Raw genomic sequence first — 15,648 nt, forward strand, 5'->3', positions numbered from 1 at the left:
CGCTCTGTCCGATTCACGCCAATGCGTGTGACGCCGCGTCCTGAAGTGGAACAACGCAACGTTCATTGCCCGACAATCCAAGCAGAAACAGTTTAGCTGAGCAGGTTTAGTTCAGTGCCGAGGCCAGCAGTTTTTTCGCCGCATCCTTGGCGTCCCGCGCAGGATCACAGTGTTGAAGCAGAACGGCAGAGACAATTGCTCCCTCTTGCAAAAGTACAATCTGGCAGGCCAGTTTATGCGGATCCTGAGCACCGGCCTGTTCAGCAACCGAAGTGAAATGGTCCAGCAGGAATTGCTTGTGCTCGGCAGCCTGTACATGGATCGGGTGATCCGGGTCCTGGAATTCAGCGCCTGCCTTGATGAACATGCACCCCCGGAACTCATCTTCTTCGAACCATTCTTTCAAAGCGTCAAAACTGACAAGGATTTGCTCGACCGGAGTCTCTGCCATCTCATCGATGCGTTTCAAGAACCAATCGCGAAAGTTTTCGTCCCGCAGACGTAGTGCCGCAAGGATCAGTTCTTCCTTGGTGCGGAAGTGCTTGTACATCGATGTTTTGGACACGCCCGTTTCCACCACCAGCTTGTCCATGCCAGTCGCGTGAAACCCATCGCGGTAAAAGACCTTCAGGGCCTTGCTCACCAGTTCGTCCCGTTTGTTTGGGCGCATGATTCGGCTCCATAGTGTACCGTTCTGTACATATTAGCCCAAAACGCAAAGTACAATAACATCAAATCAAGTCCCTGATTTTATGGAACTTTATTGACTTCAACAGTCTCAAATTGAAATTTTTTGAAGATTGTCCTTGCAAAAGTTAACAGATCGGTACACTTTGAGGTCGAAAGTTAACCGATCAGTACACCAGAGGATTTGACCGATGAAACGTCGTGCCAGCATTTTTCCATCTCAGTACGTTCCGTTCCTTCTGACCATGGCCCTTCTGGCCGCATCACTTGCCTGAAAGCTCTTGCCTTATGTCTCGCCCCCCTCTGCCCCCTTTCACGCTTGAAACCGCGACTCAGAAAGTGCGGATGGCGGAAAACGCCTGGAACAGTCGCGACCCCGACCGGGTGACGCCCGCCTACACCGAGGACAGTCATTGGCGAAACCGGGCCGAGTTTTTGACTGGCCATGCCGACATCCACGCCTTCCTGACGCGCAAATGGCGGAAGGAACTGGACTATCGCCTGATCAAGGAACTCTGGGCCTTTTCCGGAAATCGCATTGCAGTGCGCTATGCTTATGAATGGCGAGACGACAGCGGCCAGTGGTTCCGCTCTTATGGTAACGAGAACTGGGAATTTGCCGAAGACGGGCGCATGTCGCATCGCCACGCCTCATTGAACGATTTGCCGATCACCGAAGAGGACCGTCTGTTTCACTGGCCGCAAGGCGAACGCCCCGAAGATCATCCCGGACTGTCAGATTTAGGTCTTTGAAAGGACTTACCATGCCCCGTGCCTTTTCCCAACGTGCCTTCACCCCTGCCGTCCGCGCCCATCAAGAGCGGATGGGATCGGCAAAAACCTATGCCAAGTTCATCGAAAGTGGACCACAGCAGGGCCACTTGATCGGCGAGCCCGAAAAAGAGTTCATTCAGACACGGGATGGGTTCTATCAATCCACTGTGTCCGAAACCGGCTGGCCCTATGTGCAGTATCGCGGTGGTCCTGTGGGGTTTTTGAAAGTGCTGGGGCCGCAGACCATCGGCTATGCGGATTTTTCCGGCAACAAGCAATATATCTCGCGCGGGAACCTAGATGGGAATGATCGTATCGCGATGATCCTGATGGATTACGCCAACCAACGCCGCCTGAAGGTCCTGGGGCGTGTCGAGTTTACCGAAGGCGAAGCGGCCGCAGCCAGTTTGTATCCCGAAGAGGCCGAGACCCCGGCGGAACGGGCCGTGATCATCCGCGTCGAGGCGCTGGACTGGAACTGCCCGCGTCACATCACCCCTCGCTTCACCGAAGCCGAGCTGCGCCCCCATCTGAACACGCTTGGACAACAGCTGGCCCAGTTGCAGGCAGAGAATGAACGGCTGAAGCAACAACTGGCCAAGTCAGACTAACCCGCCGGACTGTCAAAGAAATTCGATATTCAGGAAAGGAATTTGCGCAATGGTTCGTTCAGTCTTTCAACTCTCGGCGGCGTGTCTTGCAGCGGCAGCCCTGATATTGCTGATCCTGATGCTTGGGTTTTTCGCCTCACCCAGCGCTGTGCGCACGTCTCCTTCCGTGTTCAGCACAATGCTATTTGATCACCTGCAGCAGGAGTGAAAGGCGATCAGCCTCGACTGGCTTTGACCATTGCTGCAATACCTGCGGCGCAAAACTCGACCAAGGGCTCTATGTCAGGCTGATCACCACCTTGCGACAGCGCCCTAACGCGCCAGCCGCTGTTGAGATGCGCCAACATGGCTGAAACCGTATACACCTGACCACTGGCCAACACTGCCGGATCAACATCAGGATAAAGCGCAGCAATCTCTGCGATAAAATGCTGGGCCGTCGGATCGAAACACTCAGCCGCAATGTCGCTCCACCTTGGATCGACGGACACATGCGCTACTAGCCGGCCATAGGCCATCCAGCCCGGACCACCTGTTTCAGCCAGCTCTACATAAGGGCGGATAAAGCTGTCCAGAATGCTGTGCAATGTCAGCGACCCCTCGGCCCTGGCTTTGTTCAGCGTCTCGACCCGCAACTGCGCCAACTCATCCGCGCGGCGGGCGACGGTGCGATAGAAAAGCTCATCTTTTCCACCGCCGTGATGGTGCACCAGGCCGATCTGCACACCCGCCAAAGCGGCAATATCGCGGATCGAGGCGCCTTCGAATCCCCGTTCGGCAAAGACCAATTCCGCTGCATCCATGATCCGCGCCCGCGTCTCCAAAGACCGCTTGGACGGTGCTCTTTGCCTTGGTTTTTCTATGTTTTTTAGACTCATGATTTTCACCTTGCCTTATTTTGGTCGTTCGTTCAAGTTAAGCCTCACGAACTTTGGGAGGGTTCATGGAAGAAACGCGCGACGCATTCGCCCTGATCGGGGCGGGACCGATGGGATTGGCCGCGGCCAAGGTGCTGAAAGAACAAGGCATCGCATTTCAAGGGTTCGAGCTGCATTCGGATGTGGGCGGTCTGTGGGACATCGATGCCCCCAGATCAACCATGTATGAGACAGCGCATCTGATCTCGTCCAAGCGCATGACCGAGTTCGAAGACTTCCCGATGGATGAGGCTGTGGCCGAGTACCCTTCTCACTGGGCGATGCGCGACTATTTCCGTGCTTTTGCAGATCATTTCGGGTTGCGTGAGAACTATAGGTTCAATGCCGAAGTCACCCAGATCACGCCGCTGGGCAACTCGGGAGACGGTTGGCGCGTGTCTTGGAGGGATGCCGAAGGTGACCATCAGGCCGACTTCGCAGGGGTTATGATAGCAAACGGCACCCTGTCGGAACCGAACATGCCAGAATTCCCCGGAACCTTCGACGGCGAATTGATCCATGCCTCTCAATACCGGTATCCCAGTCAATTCGACGGCAAGCGCGTATTGGTTGTGGGTGCAGGCAACTCCGGTTGCGACATTGCAGTGGACGCGATCCATCATGCAAAACGCTGCGACCTGTCGATGCGGCGCGGATACTATTTCGTCCCGAAATATGTCTTTGGCAAACCTGCTGACACGATGGGTGGCAAGATCCGCCTGCCCATGTGGTTAAAGCGAAAGGTCGACAGTCTGATCCTCAGCTGGTTCGTCGGAAATCCGCAGAAATACGGCTTTCCCAAACCCGATTATCAGCTTTACGAAAGCCATCCGGTGGTAAATTCACTGGTCCTGTATCACGCAGGCCACGGCGATCTGCGCATTCGCCCCGATATCGACCGGCTTGAGGGTCACACCGTTCACTTCAAGGACGGCACCAGCGAAGACTACGACATGATCCTCGCCGCAACCGGATACAAGCTGCACTATCCTTTCATCGATAAGGACCTGCTGAACTGGCAGGGCGATGCCCCGCATCTTTTCCTGAACACCATACACCCCGAACGCGACGATCTGTTTGTGCTGGGCATGGTCGAGGCCACGGGTCTTGGCTGGCAGGGGAGGCACGAACAGGCCGAGATGGTGGCGCGCTATATCAAGGGTCTTCAATGCGGTTGCCCGGCGGCGGCCGATCTGAAAACCGAAAAACAAAAAGACTACACGCGCGCCACCGGAGGCATGAACTATATCGATCTGCCCCGCATGGCTTATTACGTGGACAAGGCCACATATAGAAAGGCCGTCACTGGCTGGATCGACCGGCTGCGGAAAGCGGCCGCATGAGTGGTATTGACGAAGTCACGCTGAATTTCAGCCCGGCGTCGCTGACGTTGCTGAACGCCATTCTGGCGATTGTGATGTTCTCGATCGCGATCGACCTGACGCCGCGGGATTTTGATCGCCTGAGACGCGCGCCGAAACCGGTGATTGTCGGGCTGTTGTCTCAGTTCGTGGTCCTGCCCGCACTGACCTTTGCGCTGGTGTGGATCACAGAGCCACGTGCATCCATCGCGTTAGGGCTAATCCTTGTTGCGGCTTGTCCCGGAGGCAACATCTCGAACTTCATCACGCATCGCGCGGGCGGCAATGCAGCTCTGTCTGTGTCGATGACAGCGTTTGCCACTATTGGCGCAATCTTCATGACGCCTTTCAACATCGCGCTTTGGGGCGGGCTGTATCCACCAACCCGAGCGATCCTGCAGCAGACCCAGATCGATCCGGTGCAAATCGCCATTCTCGTCGGCTTGATGCTGATCCTGCCCCTGGTTCTGGGTATTGCGTTGAATCAGCTTCGACCAGCCCTGACCGCCCGTCTGCGGGCGCCGTTGCAATACCTGTCGATGGGTATCTTCGCGGCCTTCATCCTGCTTGCCCTGGCCGCCAACTGGGGATTCTTCCTCAGCTTTGCCGGGGCGGTTGCCGGGCTTGTGATCCTTCACAACGCCCTGGCGCTGGGGGGCGGTTGGGTCGTGGCCACTCTGACCCGGCTATCCCCCTTTGATCGTCGCGCAATCACCATAGAGACCGGCATTCAGAATTCAGGGCTTGGACTGGTCTTGATCTTCGCTTTTTTCCACGGGCTGGGCGGCATGGCGGTTGTGGCCGCGTTCTGGGGCATCTGGCACGCGATATCGGGCATTGCGCTTGCGTCGGTCATGGCCCGAACCGAGGCCGCGCGATGACCCGTATTCTGATCACAGGCGCAGCCGGTATGGTCGGGCAAGCACTGTTGCCGGAGCTTGAGGGGCATGAGGTCTTTGCCACCGACCTCAGACGCCCGGAGTCTTTGCCGGAATACGTCGCCTTCCTGCCCATGGACGTGACAAGCGACGCCCCTGCCCGCGTGATCACCAAGGTGAAGCCGGATGTCATCGTGCATCTGGCCTCAATCGTGACGCCCACGCCCAAGATGGGACGCGCCGCAGCATACGCTGTTGACGTCGAAGGAACGCGCAAGGTGGTGAATGCAGCGATTGCCAACGGCGTACGCAGACTGGTGGTCACATCATCCGGGGCTGCGTATGGGTATCATGCGGACAACCGCATTCCGCTGCGCGAGCGTGACCCGTTGCGGGGCAATCCAGAATTCCCTTATTCCGACCACAAGAGACAGGTCGAGGAATTGTTGGCGGAAGCCCGAAGCGCTGCCCCTGATCTTGAACAGGTCGTTCTGCGCGTGGGGACGGTGCTGGGGGCTGGCACTGAAAACCAGATCACCGCCCTGTTTCACAAGCCGCGCCTGCTGGCTGTGACCGGCAGCGAAAGCCCTTTTGTGTTTATCTGGACGCACGATCTGGCCCGTATCCTGCGGCGCGCAGCGACAGACGGGCCACCCGGCGTTTATAACGTCGCCGGGGACGGAGCGATGGGTGTCACCGATCTGGCCGATGCCATGGGGAAATCAGTTCTGCGTCTTCCTGCTTGGGCACTGAAGGCGGCTTTATCCGTGGCACGCCCGCTTGGCTTGTCTCGCTATGGGCCGGAACAGGTACGGTTTCTGCAATATCGACCTGTTTTGGACAATTCCGCCCTCAAATCAGAATTCGGCTATACACCCGAAAAAACCAGCGCCGAGGTGTTCGCGTTCTGGCAAAAGCAGGCCGGGCTATGAAGACAGCTGTCATATCAGGTGGAGCAGGTGGTTTGGGGCAAGCCCTGAGCCATGCCCTGCAAGCCCGCGGTTGGCGGGTCGTGTTGCTGGACCTTGACGTCTCAGGCTTGGACACCAGGCCAAACCAGTTGCCAATCGCTTGCGATCTGACAGACCCCGAGCAGCTTGCTGACGCAACCCAAAGGGTGATCGAATCCAGCGAAAGTACTGATCTGGTCATCTACAACGCCGGGGTCACGCAAATTCGGGGGTTTGATCAGTCCGACGCCGCCAGCCACCGAATGGTATTCGACATCAACTATTTCGCAGCCGTCGAAATGGCCCGGTCATTTTTACAGCCGATCCGGGCGTCCAAAGGGACACATCTGGCGATCTCGTCCGTGGCAGGGTTTGCACCGCTCTATCACCGGACGGCCTATGCTGCATCGAAACACGCGCTTGAGGGGTTTTTCAAATCGCTCCGCTCCGAAGAAGCACCTCATGGTGTTCGGGTTCAGATCGCGGCACCGTCTTTCGTGGCCACCAACCCGGGCAACGCACAAGAGCAGGCCGATGGAACGGCAAGACCCGGATCGGCAAAGGATGGTATGGATGAGATGAGCCCTGAGGCCGCCGCCAAAGCAATCCTGCGAGGATTAGACAAATCGCAGCCGATGATTCCGGTTGGACGTGTGGCGCGTTTGTCTTGGTGGCTGAACAGCCTCTCACCGCGCCTGTATCAACGCATGATGGAGCGCAATATACGCGGGCCAGCAGAATAGATTTTTGCCATGACCCCTTGACCTTCCCGTGACTGGAACCCCCATTTGAAGGGCAAGGTAAGCTGCGGAACGAGTCGCATGGCACATGAAACACTCAAAGAGCTCAAAATCACCGGCATGGGCTGCGCGTCCTGTGTGGGCCGTGTCGAAGCGACCCTGCGCGATGTGCCAGGTGTCGATGCGGCTTCGGTCAACTTTGCAACCAAATCAGCGCAAGTGGCGTTTGACGGGCCGGTTACGGCTCTGACTACGGCGCTGGATGCGGCAGGGTATCCTGCTGAAACCAATTGCGTAGATCTGAGTGTCGACGGGATGAATTGCGCCTCGTGCGTGGCCAAGATCGAACGCGCGCTAGTAGCCAACCCGGGTGTAATAGACGCTCAGGTAAATCTCGCAACTCAAACCGCCAAAGTGACATACGCGGCGGGGACAACCACGCCAGAGCAGTTAGCACAGGTAGTCACCGGAATCGGATACCCGGCGCGCTTTCAAAACACCCAGGAACCTGAAAGCCGCGAAGATGACGAAATTCGCAATCTGAGCCGCACCACGATGCTTGCCGCTGTCCTCGCGCTGCCCGTGTTTGTTCTTGAGATGGGTGGGCACATGATCCCCGCGTTCCATCATTGGGTACACGCCACCGTCGGTGTGCAGACCAGTCAGCTTATCCAGTTTGCTCTGACCTCGGCCCTGTTGATCGGTCCGGGACGAGTGTTTTACCGCAAGGGCATCCCATCCCTGCTACACGGCACGCCTGATATGAACGCGCTTGTCGCGTTGGGGACCGGGGCGGCCTATCTCTATTCCGTGGTGGCCACATTCACCCCAAATGTGCTGCCGCAAGGCACCGCCAATGTCTATTTCGAAGCTGCAGCAGTCATCGTTGTTCTGATCCTTCTGGGTCGGCTTATGGAGGCGCGCGCCAAAGGCAGAACCGGGGCCGCAATCAGGAAGCTGGTAGGCTTGCAGCCCAAAACCGCAAGGGTCGAAGTGGATGGCCGAACAGAGGACCGTCCGATTGCTGAAATAGTTGTCGGAGACATTTTGCGCGTTCGTCCGGGCGAGCGCCTGCCAGTAGATGCCGAAGTGCTTGAGGGCACATCTTACGTCGACGAAAGCATGATCACTGGCGAGCCTGTGCCGGTCGGAAAATCGCAAGGGGCCGCTGTTGTTGGCGGCACGGTGAACGGGACCGGAGCCTTGCGGGTACGCGCCGCGCGCGTTGGGGACGACACGGTTCTGGCTCAGGTCATCCGCATGGTGCAGCAGGCACAGGGGGCCAAATTGCCCATTCAAGGGCTGGTCGACCAGATCACCTATCGCTTCGTCCCCGCCGTCATTCTCGTTGCTGTAATCACCGTCCTAATCTGGCTGATTTTCGGTCCCAGCCCCGCCTTGCCGCTCGCGCTTGTGGCAGGTGTTTCGGTGCTGATCATTGCCTGCCCCTGTGCGATGGGGCTGGCGACGCCTACTTCTATCATGGTGGGCACGGGGCGCGCAGCAGAACTGGGGGTATTGTTCCGCAAAGGCGATGCATTGCAGCAGCTTCAACAAGCACGCATTATCGCGCTGGACAAAACCGGGACACTGACGCTCGGCCGTCCCGAGTTGGATAGCGTGATGACGGCGAACGGGTTTGACAGGGATGAGGTTGTGCGACTCGCTGCGTCCCTCGAAGCACAGTCAGAGCATCCAATTGCATCGGCTATCACCCGGGCGGGCCCCTCTGCTCTACCCGAGGCGTCGAATGTCCAATCAATTACCGGGCTGGGCGTACAGGGCCTCGTTGAAGGTCAGGAAGTTTTGGTCGGGTCGTACAGGCTGATGAAAAACCGGGGGATTGAACTTGGCCGCTTGGCGGACGAGGCCGAAGAGCGCGCCTCTGAAGGGGCAACGCCGCTATTCGTTGCCTTAGATGGGCAGGCCGCTGCGACGATTTCTGTGTCCGACCCGATTAAGTCCGGCACCGAAGAAGCGCTGCAGAGGTTGCACCAGATGGGGCTGACTGTGGCCATGGTCACCGGAGACAGCACGCGGACGGCACAGGCGTTGGCTGATCGGTTGGGGATCGATCACGTCACTGCCGAGGTGTTGCCGGACGGTAAAGTAGATGCGATCACGGCTTTGCGGGGTAGTTTCGGAACGCTGGCTTTTGTTGGCGATGGGATCAACGATGCTCCGGCGCTTGCATCTGCGGATATCGGCATCGCCATTGGGACAGGTACGGATGTGGCGATCGAAACGGCGGACGTTGTGCTGATGTCGGGTGATTTGCGTGGCGTTGCAAACGCGACCGAGATCAGCCGTCGCACAATGCGAAACATTCGCCAGAACCTCGGATGGGCGTTTGGTTACAATGTCCTGCTGATCCCGGTGGCGGCTGGCGCACTGTATCCGTTTGGCGGTCATCTGTTGTCGCCTGCTTTGGCAGCAGGCGCGATGGCTTTGTCGAGTGTTTTTGTGGTCTCAAATGCTTTGCGTCTGCGTCGCGTTCGCGCCAGCGTGCCGGAAACCCCGACCTTGGCCGCCAACGAGGTGCACCCATGAATATCGGAGACGTGTCTGCCCGTACAGGTCTGCCCGCCAAGACGATCCGCTATTATGAGGAGATCGACCTGATCAAGCCTCTGCGCGACGACAACGGGTATCGCCGTTTTCGCGATCAGGACGTGCACAAGCTGAACTTTCTGGGCCGCGCCCGTGCGCTTGGGTTCACCATCGAAGATTGCCGTACCCTGTTGGCGTTGTATGAGGATGAAACCCGCGCAAGCGCCGATGTGAAGCGGGTCGCACGGGATCATCTGGCTCAGATCAAAGCCAAGATCGGGGACCTGAACGCGATGCGCGATACGCTGAGCCATCTCATCGATGCGTGCGCCGGAGATGACCGCCCTGATTGCCCGATCCTGAAAGATCTGGGAGGGAAAGGCTGACACGGGGTTGCCCTTTGGGCGCAGCTTTGCTTTGTCTTCGCCAAAGATTTCGGCCTGAGACCATGGTCGAACAGTGGAGAGGATCACAAAATGGCAAAAGTCGCGTTCCTTGGCCTTGGTGTCATGGGCTATCCCATGGCCGGACATCTGAAAGCCGCAGGTCATGACGTTACCGTCTACAACCGCACCACAGCCAAGGCCGAAGCCTGGGTGGCCCAGTATGGCGGGGCCATGGCGGCTACTCCGAAAGACGCCGTCCTGGGCGCGGAATTTGTCATGGCCTGCGTGGGCAATGATAACGATCTGCGCATGGTCTGCTCAGGCGAGGACGGTGCGTTTCACGGCATGTCCGACGGAGCCATCTTCGTCGATCACACAACGGTCTCGGCAGATGTCACGCGTGAGCTTTGCAAGGCCGGTGCCGCGCAGGGGGTCGCCTTTGTCGACGCCCCGATCTCGGGCGGTCAGGCCGGGGCTGAAAACGGTGTTCTGTCCATCATGTGCGGTGGTGATCAGGCCGCTTACGATGCGGCCGAACCGCTGATGGAGGTCTATTCCAAGATTTGCCGCCGAATTGGCGACAGCGGCGCGGGCCAATTGACCAAGATGTGTAACCAGATCGCGATTGCCGGTTTGGTTCAGGCTCTCAGCGAGGCGCTGCATTTTGCCGAGAAAGCAGGGTTGGACGGGCGATCCGTGGTAGAGGTAATCAGCCAGGGCGCGGCTGGAAGCTGGCAAATGGTGAACCGTCACGAGACGATGTTGGACGATCATTTCGAACACGGGTTTGCCGTGGATTGGATGCGCAAGGATTTGGGTATTTGTATGGATGAAGCCAACGTCAATGGTGCATCACTGCCCGTGACCGCATTGGTCGACCAGTTTTACAAGGACGTTCAGAAACTCGGCGGTGGGCGGTGGGATACGTCGTCTCTGTTCAAGCGCTTGCGCGCGTTGGACTGAGGGTTCAGGGGGCTGTCTGCCCCCTCTTGGCCCGTTGGGCCAATTCACCCCCGAAGGTATTTTTAGCCAGATGAAGAGGATCCCGGGTGCACCGGGGCGGAGAGCGACATGAGCGAATTGGTGAAGTTCTGGGCGGATGCATTGCGGCAGCACTGGGGGCTGGACGCGCGTTTGAAGCGGTTGGATGGCGAATACGACCTAAACTTTCTGGTGCAGGCCACCAATGGGCAGGACTATGTTCTGAAGGTCATGCGAGCAGGTTGCGAAGCCGGTTTGGTGGACCTGCAGATACAGGCACTGGCCCATATTGCATCGGAAGCACCGGGTTTGCCTTTTCCCAAAGTGTTCCCCGATTTGAACGGCGATGTGTTACCCGAGATTACAGACTCTGAGGCTCAGCCTAGGCTGGCATGGTTGCTGGAATGCCTGCCCGGGCGATGCTACGCAAAGGCGGCACCAAAATCCGAAGAATTGATCCTGAAACTTGGGCGCGTGCTGGGAGCAACCGATCGGGCCCTGGAAGGGTTCCAGCATGAGGGGCTGCATCGGGCCGATTTCAAATGGGACTTGATGCAGGCGGATTGGATTGCGGGTAAGCTGGACGCGATTTCTGGTCCTTCGCGACAAGCCTTGCTAAAGGAAATCTGCGGCGGGTTTGCTGCGATCTCCGGCACCCTTGCGGATCTGCCAAAACAAGCCATCCACAATGATGCCAATGACTATAACATTCTGGTCGAAGGGGAATTGAGTGAACGGCGGCGGATCTCGGGCCTGATCGATCTGGGTGACATGTGCGCGGCGCCGCGAGTCTGCGATCTGGCGATTGCCGGGGCTTACATAGTGTTGGACCATCCCAAACCAGAACGGGCGCTGTCTGCGTTGGTGAAAGGTTATCACGCGGCCAACCGGCTGAGCGTCGACGAAGTAGACTTGATCTGGCCGCTGCTGCGGATGCGGCTTGCCGTGTCGGTCGTCAACTCGACCCTGATGGCAGCCGAGAACCCGGATGACCCTTATGTAACCATCTCGCAGGCACCCGCATGGCGGTTCCTTGAGAATGCCTCGGTCAATGGTGGGTTGATGAAGGCGCGCTTGCGGGCGGCGTGCGGCCTGCCTGTTGTCGACGGAGCTGAGCGCATCCAAGCCTATCTGAAGGATCATCGTGGCCAGTTTGCCGATATGTTCGGTCAGGATCTGAGCGATGCGCCCATGGGCTCGCTGTCGGTTGAGAACTGTGTCTGGCCTCAGAACCCGTTCCACATGCCTTTGGCCGAAGCCGCGCGGGTCGGCGAGGAATATGGGCAAGATCTGTGGCTGGGCTATTACAACGAGCCCCGCCTGATCTATGCCGAACCGGGGTTCCGCAAGGGCCCGTGGAAAGCCTCGGACCGGCGGACAGTGCATTTGGCCGTGGATGTGTTTGCGCCTGCCGGGACGGTGCTGCACGCGCCCATGAGCGGGCGGGTTGAGGTCGTCGAGAAACGCGACAGCCACCTCGACTATGGCGGGGTGATCATCCTGCATCACGAAACGCCCGAAGGTGATCCGTTCTATACGCTCTATGGTCATCTGGATCCAGAATGCTGTGACAGGCTGAAACCCGGCGATCCGGTAGCACAGGGGGCGGCGTTTGCCCGGCTGGGCGATGCCAGCCAGAATGGCGGATGGGCCCCTCATGTGCATTTCCAACTGGCCCTGACCACCGATGGTATGGAGGCGGACTGGCCCGGTGTTGGCGATCCTGACGAGATGGAGCTGTGGCACGCGGTCTGTCCGAACCCCGCCGCCTTGCTGAACCTGCCGGATGACAAGGTGTTTTACCAACCCACTGACAAGCAGGCGATCCAGCAAGGGCGACGCGATCATTTTGGCGGTAACCTGTCTCTGACCTATGACGATCCGGTCATGCTGGTGCGTGGGTGGAAACACCACCTGTTCGACGAATGGGGCCGCCCCTATCTGGACGCCTATAACAACGTTCCTCATGTCGGCCATGCGCATCCGCGTATTCATGCCGTGGCAGCGGATCAGTTGAGGCGGATGAATTCGAACACCCGTTATCTGCATCCGGCCCAAACCGCTTTTGCCGACAAGATCCTGTCCAAACTGCCAGATCATTTCGAGGTCTGCTTCTTCGTCAATTCCGGGACCGAGGCCAATGAGCTGGCTCTGCGACTGGCCCGTGCCCATACCGGAGTGAAAGGGATCGTGACGCCGGATCACGGCTATCACGGGAATACAAACGCGGCTGTGGCGATCTCGGCTTATAAGTTCAACAAGCCTGGTGGCATCGGCAAAGCCGACTGGGTTGAGCTGGTCGAAGTCGCGGATGACTACCGCGGTTCGTTCAAGCGAGACGATGCGGATCGGGCCCAGAAATTTGCCGATCTTTTAGACCCGGCAATCACAGCCTTGAACGCGCGCGGGCAAGGCGTAGCAGGGTTTATTGCGGAAACCTTCCCTTCGGTCGGAGGACAGATCATTCCTCCCAAGGGCTATCTGCCTGCGGTTTATGAGAAAATCCGTGCCGCCGGTGGTGTCTGCATCGCAGATGAGGTGCAGACAGGTCTTGGTCGTCTGGGCGAGTACTACTTTGGCTTTGAACACCAGGGCGCGCTGCCTGACATTGTTGTCATGGGCAAACCGATCGGCAACGGGCACCCTCTGGGCGTGTTGGTGACGACCAGGGAAATTGCGGACAGCTTCAACAATGGGATTGAATTCTTTTCCACCTTCGGCGGCTCGACCCTGTCCTGCCGGATCGGCAAGGAGGTGCTGGACATCGTTGACGACGAAGGTCTGCAAGACAATGCCCGCCTGATGGGAGACCGTCTGATGACCGGGCTGCGTCAGATCGAAAACGACTTTGGCTGTGTTGGCGACGTGCGGGGCATGGGGTTGTTTCTGGGTGTTGAGCTGATCAACACTGACGGGTCAGAAGGAACCGAGATTTGCAGCTATGTCAAAAACCGGATGCGCGATCATCGCATTCTGATCGGCAGCGAAGGTCCCAAAGACAACATCCTGAAAATCCGCCCGCCGCTGACCATTGAGGCCGAGGATGTGGACATGATCCTGTGGGCCTTGCGGGACGTGCTGTCTGAGGTGGGCGACTACACCCCTGCGCCGGTTTGCGATCATGATCATCACCACGCAGGATGTGGATGCTGCTGAACAAGATAACCCCGGCGCAATGCCGGGGTTAAGCCGCCCTGAACCGGGGATCAGTGGAGAACGGCCGAGGGGGTATGGTGTCCGGTTGTCGGAATCCTGAACCGAGCCGTGATGCGCTTGAGGGCAAGACCCAACTCTTCTGACAACGATGCGAGCGCAGGCGCAAAATCCGGGCGCACGATCAGAGACGCCAACATCATCGCATCTTCACGCGCACCCTCGGATGCTGCGGCGATCATCTGGGCGAAGCAATTCTCATCAGCGCCCAGGCACGCGCATTTCAGCCCATGGCGGATTAGGGGGCGGCGTCCATAGGCGGCACAAAGGGAACACACACTTTCCAGCGTCTGCATCGCGGCCTCTCCGCAATCTGCGCCCAAGGCGATCTGGAAATCACTGGCTGCGTCGGTTCGACCGCCCTCACCCTCGCTCCACATCCGCAGATACATCACCGCACCTGCTTCAACCGGACCAAGATCCGCAAGGTGGCCAACCGTGGCGCCACCGCGTGTGGATTGCATGCTCATTTCGTCAGGATCAGTTTGCCTGCGCGGGTGATCCGCAAAGTGTAAAGCTGATCGCCAAGTTCGATATGGGCAAGATTTCCGCCCTTTGTCAGCTCCTCGGCCTTGTGCGCGGGAAGCATCGAGACAGGATAACCTTGGGTGGGGGTCGGGTTCTGTATGTTCATCAGGACATCTCCAGAGCGTGTCGGCTTAGCGCCATACCTGTTGCGTTTCATATAGTCTGGCTGACCCCGACTGGGCTGGCTTTCTGTTCCTGCAGCTTAATCTGATTATTTTAGTAAGGATTGTCAAGTGTCGTTTTAACACAAGCGATTGCACCCCTGAAGAGGGCGGGTTACGTCTGCGGTCAGACGAAAAGGACGCGCTGGGCATGACCGCAACAGTTATTTTTGATCTCGATGGAACGCTGGTGGACAGCCTTGGCGATCTGGCCGCAGCGGCCAATCGAACATTGAATGACGTTGGGCATGACCCGCTGTCGATCGACATCATCAAGGGATTCGTTGGCAATGGCCTGCCCAAGCTAGTCGAACGCATGATCCACCATTGCGAACTGCCGCTGGACCGTCATGCGGAACTGACACAACTGACCCTGAAGCACTACAACGCAGCGGCCAGCGAAACGACCATTCCTTACCCCGGCATCCCCGAATCGCTGGATGCGTTACGACAGATGGGTTGCGCTCTGGGCATCTGCACAAACAAGCCCGAAGCCCCTGCCCGCCACGTGTTAGAAGCGCTGAACCTGTCGCGGTTCTTCGATGTGGTGATTGGTGGCGACAGTCTGCCGACCAGAAAGCCGGACCCCAAGCATCTTTTTGCAAGCTTCGATGCCCTTGAGGCAAAAGGTCCCCGCGTATTTGTTGGAGACAGCGAGGTAGACTCGGAAACCGCCGTCAGAGCGAAAATCCCGTTTCTGCTGTTCACGGAAGGATACCGAAAGTCCCGCGTGCAGAACATTCCACATGACATCGCCTATGAGGCTGCTGCAGACCTTCCCATTCATGTGGCGACGCTGGCCCAAAACGAACACGTGTCCTGAACTCGCCCACCAAATCTGCGGGCGGCAAGATCTGTTTCACATTCCCAAAAAGTTAAGAGGGGCCGGCCGAGGGGGTGTGACCAGCCCC

At 58.1% G+C, this 15,648-nt stretch carries 16 protein-coding genes; 12 read left to right on the top strand and 4 right to left on the bottom strand.

Annotation, left to right across the window (positions count from 1 at the left end; genetic code table 11):
• Window positions 1-106: 106 nt before the first annotated feature.
• Window positions 107-670 carry a TetR/AcrR family transcriptional regulator gene (locus tag GOV85_RS06235; RefSeq protein ID WP_171175988.1) on the bottom strand — a complete coding sequence of 188 codons (564 nt, stop codon included), beginning with the start codon at window positions 668-670 and terminating at the stop codon, window positions 107-109.
• A gap of 305 nt (window positions 671-975) precedes the next feature.
• Between GOV85_RS06235 and GOV85_RS06240 the strand changes: the two genes are divergently transcribed.
• The 3 genes from GOV85_RS06240 to GOV85_RS06250 are packed head-to-tail and all read left to right on the top strand — an operon-like array spanning window position 976 to window position 2,280.
• Entirely contained in the window at window positions 976-1,440 is a 465-nt protein-coding gene (locus tag GOV85_RS06240; RefSeq protein WP_171175990.1) for a nuclear transport factor 2 family protein, read from the top strand.
• An 11-nt stretch (window positions 1,441-1,451) separates the two neighbouring features.
• Window positions 1,452-2,072 carry a pyridoxamine 5'-phosphate oxidase family protein gene (locus GOV85_RS06245; protein WP_171175992.1) on the top strand — a complete coding sequence of 207 codons (621 nt, stop codon included), beginning with the start codon at window positions 1,452-1,454 and terminating at the stop codon, window positions 2,070-2,072.
• Window positions 2,073-2,121: 49 nt separating this feature from the next.
• Window positions 2,122-2,280: a hypothetical protein gene (locus GOV85_RS06250; RefSeq protein WP_171175994.1), complete on the top strand. Its 159-nt coding sequence runs from the start codon at window positions 2,122-2,124 to the stop codon at window positions 2,278-2,280.
• Window positions 2,281-2,287: 7 nt separating this feature from the next.
• Here GOV85_RS06250 and GOV85_RS06255 read toward each other — a convergent pair whose 3' ends face one another.
• Window positions 2,288-2,950 (bottom strand): TetR/AcrR family transcriptional regulator, encoded by a 663-nt coding sequence (locus GOV85_RS06255; protein WP_171175996.1) that lies wholly within the window; start codon window positions 2,948-2,950, stop codon window positions 2,288-2,290.
• A 65-nt stretch (window positions 2,951-3,015) separates the two neighbouring features.
• On the opposite strand from GOV85_RS06255, the gene GOV85_RS06260 reads away from it, so the two are divergent.
• The 8 genes from GOV85_RS06260 (at window position 3,016) to GOV85_RS06295 (ending at window position 13,991) form a co-directional block, all read left to right on the top strand.
• Window positions 3,016-4,332 (top strand): NAD(P)/FAD-dependent oxidoreductase, encoded by a 1,317-nt coding sequence (locus GOV85_RS06260; protein WP_171175998.1) that lies wholly within the window; start codon window positions 3,016-3,018, stop codon window positions 4,330-4,332.
• Entirely contained in the window at window positions 4,329-5,231 is a 903-nt protein-coding gene (locus GOV85_RS06265; protein ID WP_171176000.1) for a bile acid:sodium symporter family protein, read from the top strand. Before GOV85_RS06260 ends, GOV85_RS06265 begins: the two co-directional genes overlap by 4 nt.
• Window positions 5,228-6,160, top strand: coding sequence for an SDR family oxidoreductase (locus GOV85_RS06270; RefSeq protein ID WP_171176002.1), 933 nt, complete (start codon window positions 5,228-5,230; stop codon window positions 6,158-6,160). The genes GOV85_RS06265 and GOV85_RS06270 overlap by 4 nt, the downstream gene beginning before the upstream one ends.
• Complete coding sequence (locus GOV85_RS06275; RefSeq protein ID WP_171176004.1) at window positions 6,157-6,921, top strand: SDR family oxidoreductase; 765 nt, start codon at window positions 6,157-6,159, stop codon at window positions 6,919-6,921. Before GOV85_RS06270 ends, GOV85_RS06275 begins: the two co-directional genes overlap by 4 nt.
• Window positions 6,922-6,999: 78 nt before the next feature.
• Entirely contained in the window at window positions 7,000-9,468 is a 2,469-nt protein-coding gene (locus GOV85_RS06280; RefSeq protein ID WP_171176006.1) for a heavy metal translocating P-type ATPase, read from the top strand.
• Entirely contained in the window at window positions 9,465-9,854 is a 390-nt protein-coding gene (cueR, locus tag GOV85_RS06285) for a Cu(I)-responsive transcriptional regulator (RefSeq protein ID WP_171176008.1), read from the top strand. The genes GOV85_RS06280 and cueR overlap by 4 nt, the downstream gene beginning before the upstream one ends.
• 90 nt (window positions 9,855-9,944) lie before the next feature.
• Window positions 9,945-10,817 (top strand): NAD(P)-dependent oxidoreductase, encoded by an 873-nt coding sequence (locus tag GOV85_RS06290; protein WP_171176010.1) that lies wholly within the window; start codon window positions 9,945-9,947, stop codon window positions 10,815-10,817.
• A 108-nt stretch (window positions 10,818-10,925) separates the two neighbouring features.
• A complete protein-coding gene (locus GOV85_RS06295) occupies window positions 10,926-13,991 on the top strand; it encodes an aminotransferase class III-fold pyridoxal phosphate-dependent enzyme (protein ID WP_171176012.1) in 3,066 nt (1,021 codons plus the stop codon).
• Between the two features lie 50 nt (window positions 13,992-14,041).
• On the opposite strand, the gene GOV85_RS06300 is transcribed toward GOV85_RS06295, so the two are convergent.
• Window positions 14,042-14,518, bottom strand: a complete 477-nt coding sequence (locus GOV85_RS06300; protein ID WP_171176014.1) for a hypothetical protein — start codon at window positions 14,516-14,518, stop codon at window positions 14,042-14,044.
• Window positions 14,515-14,682 (bottom strand): hemin uptake protein HemP, encoded by a 168-nt coding sequence (gene hemP, locus GOV85_RS06305; RefSeq protein WP_171176275.1) that lies wholly within the window; start codon window positions 14,680-14,682, stop codon window positions 14,515-14,517. Before hemP ends, GOV85_RS06300 begins: the two co-directional genes overlap by 4 nt.
• Window positions 14,683-14,888: 206 nt before the next feature.
• Here hemP and gph point away from each other — a divergent pair, with 206 nt between their 5' ends.
• Window positions 14,889-15,560: a phosphoglycolate phosphatase gene (gene gph / locus GOV85_RS06310; RefSeq protein WP_171176023.1), complete on the top strand. Its 672-nt coding sequence runs from the start codon at window positions 14,889-14,891 to the stop codon at window positions 15,558-15,560.
• The last annotated feature ends 88 nt before the right edge of the window (window positions 15,561-15,648 follow it).

Source organism: Ruegeria sp. HKCCA4633, assembly GCF_013034605.1.
Taxonomy (GTDB): domain Bacteria; phylum Pseudomonadota; class Alphaproteobacteria; order Rhodobacterales; family Rhodobacteraceae; genus Ruegeria.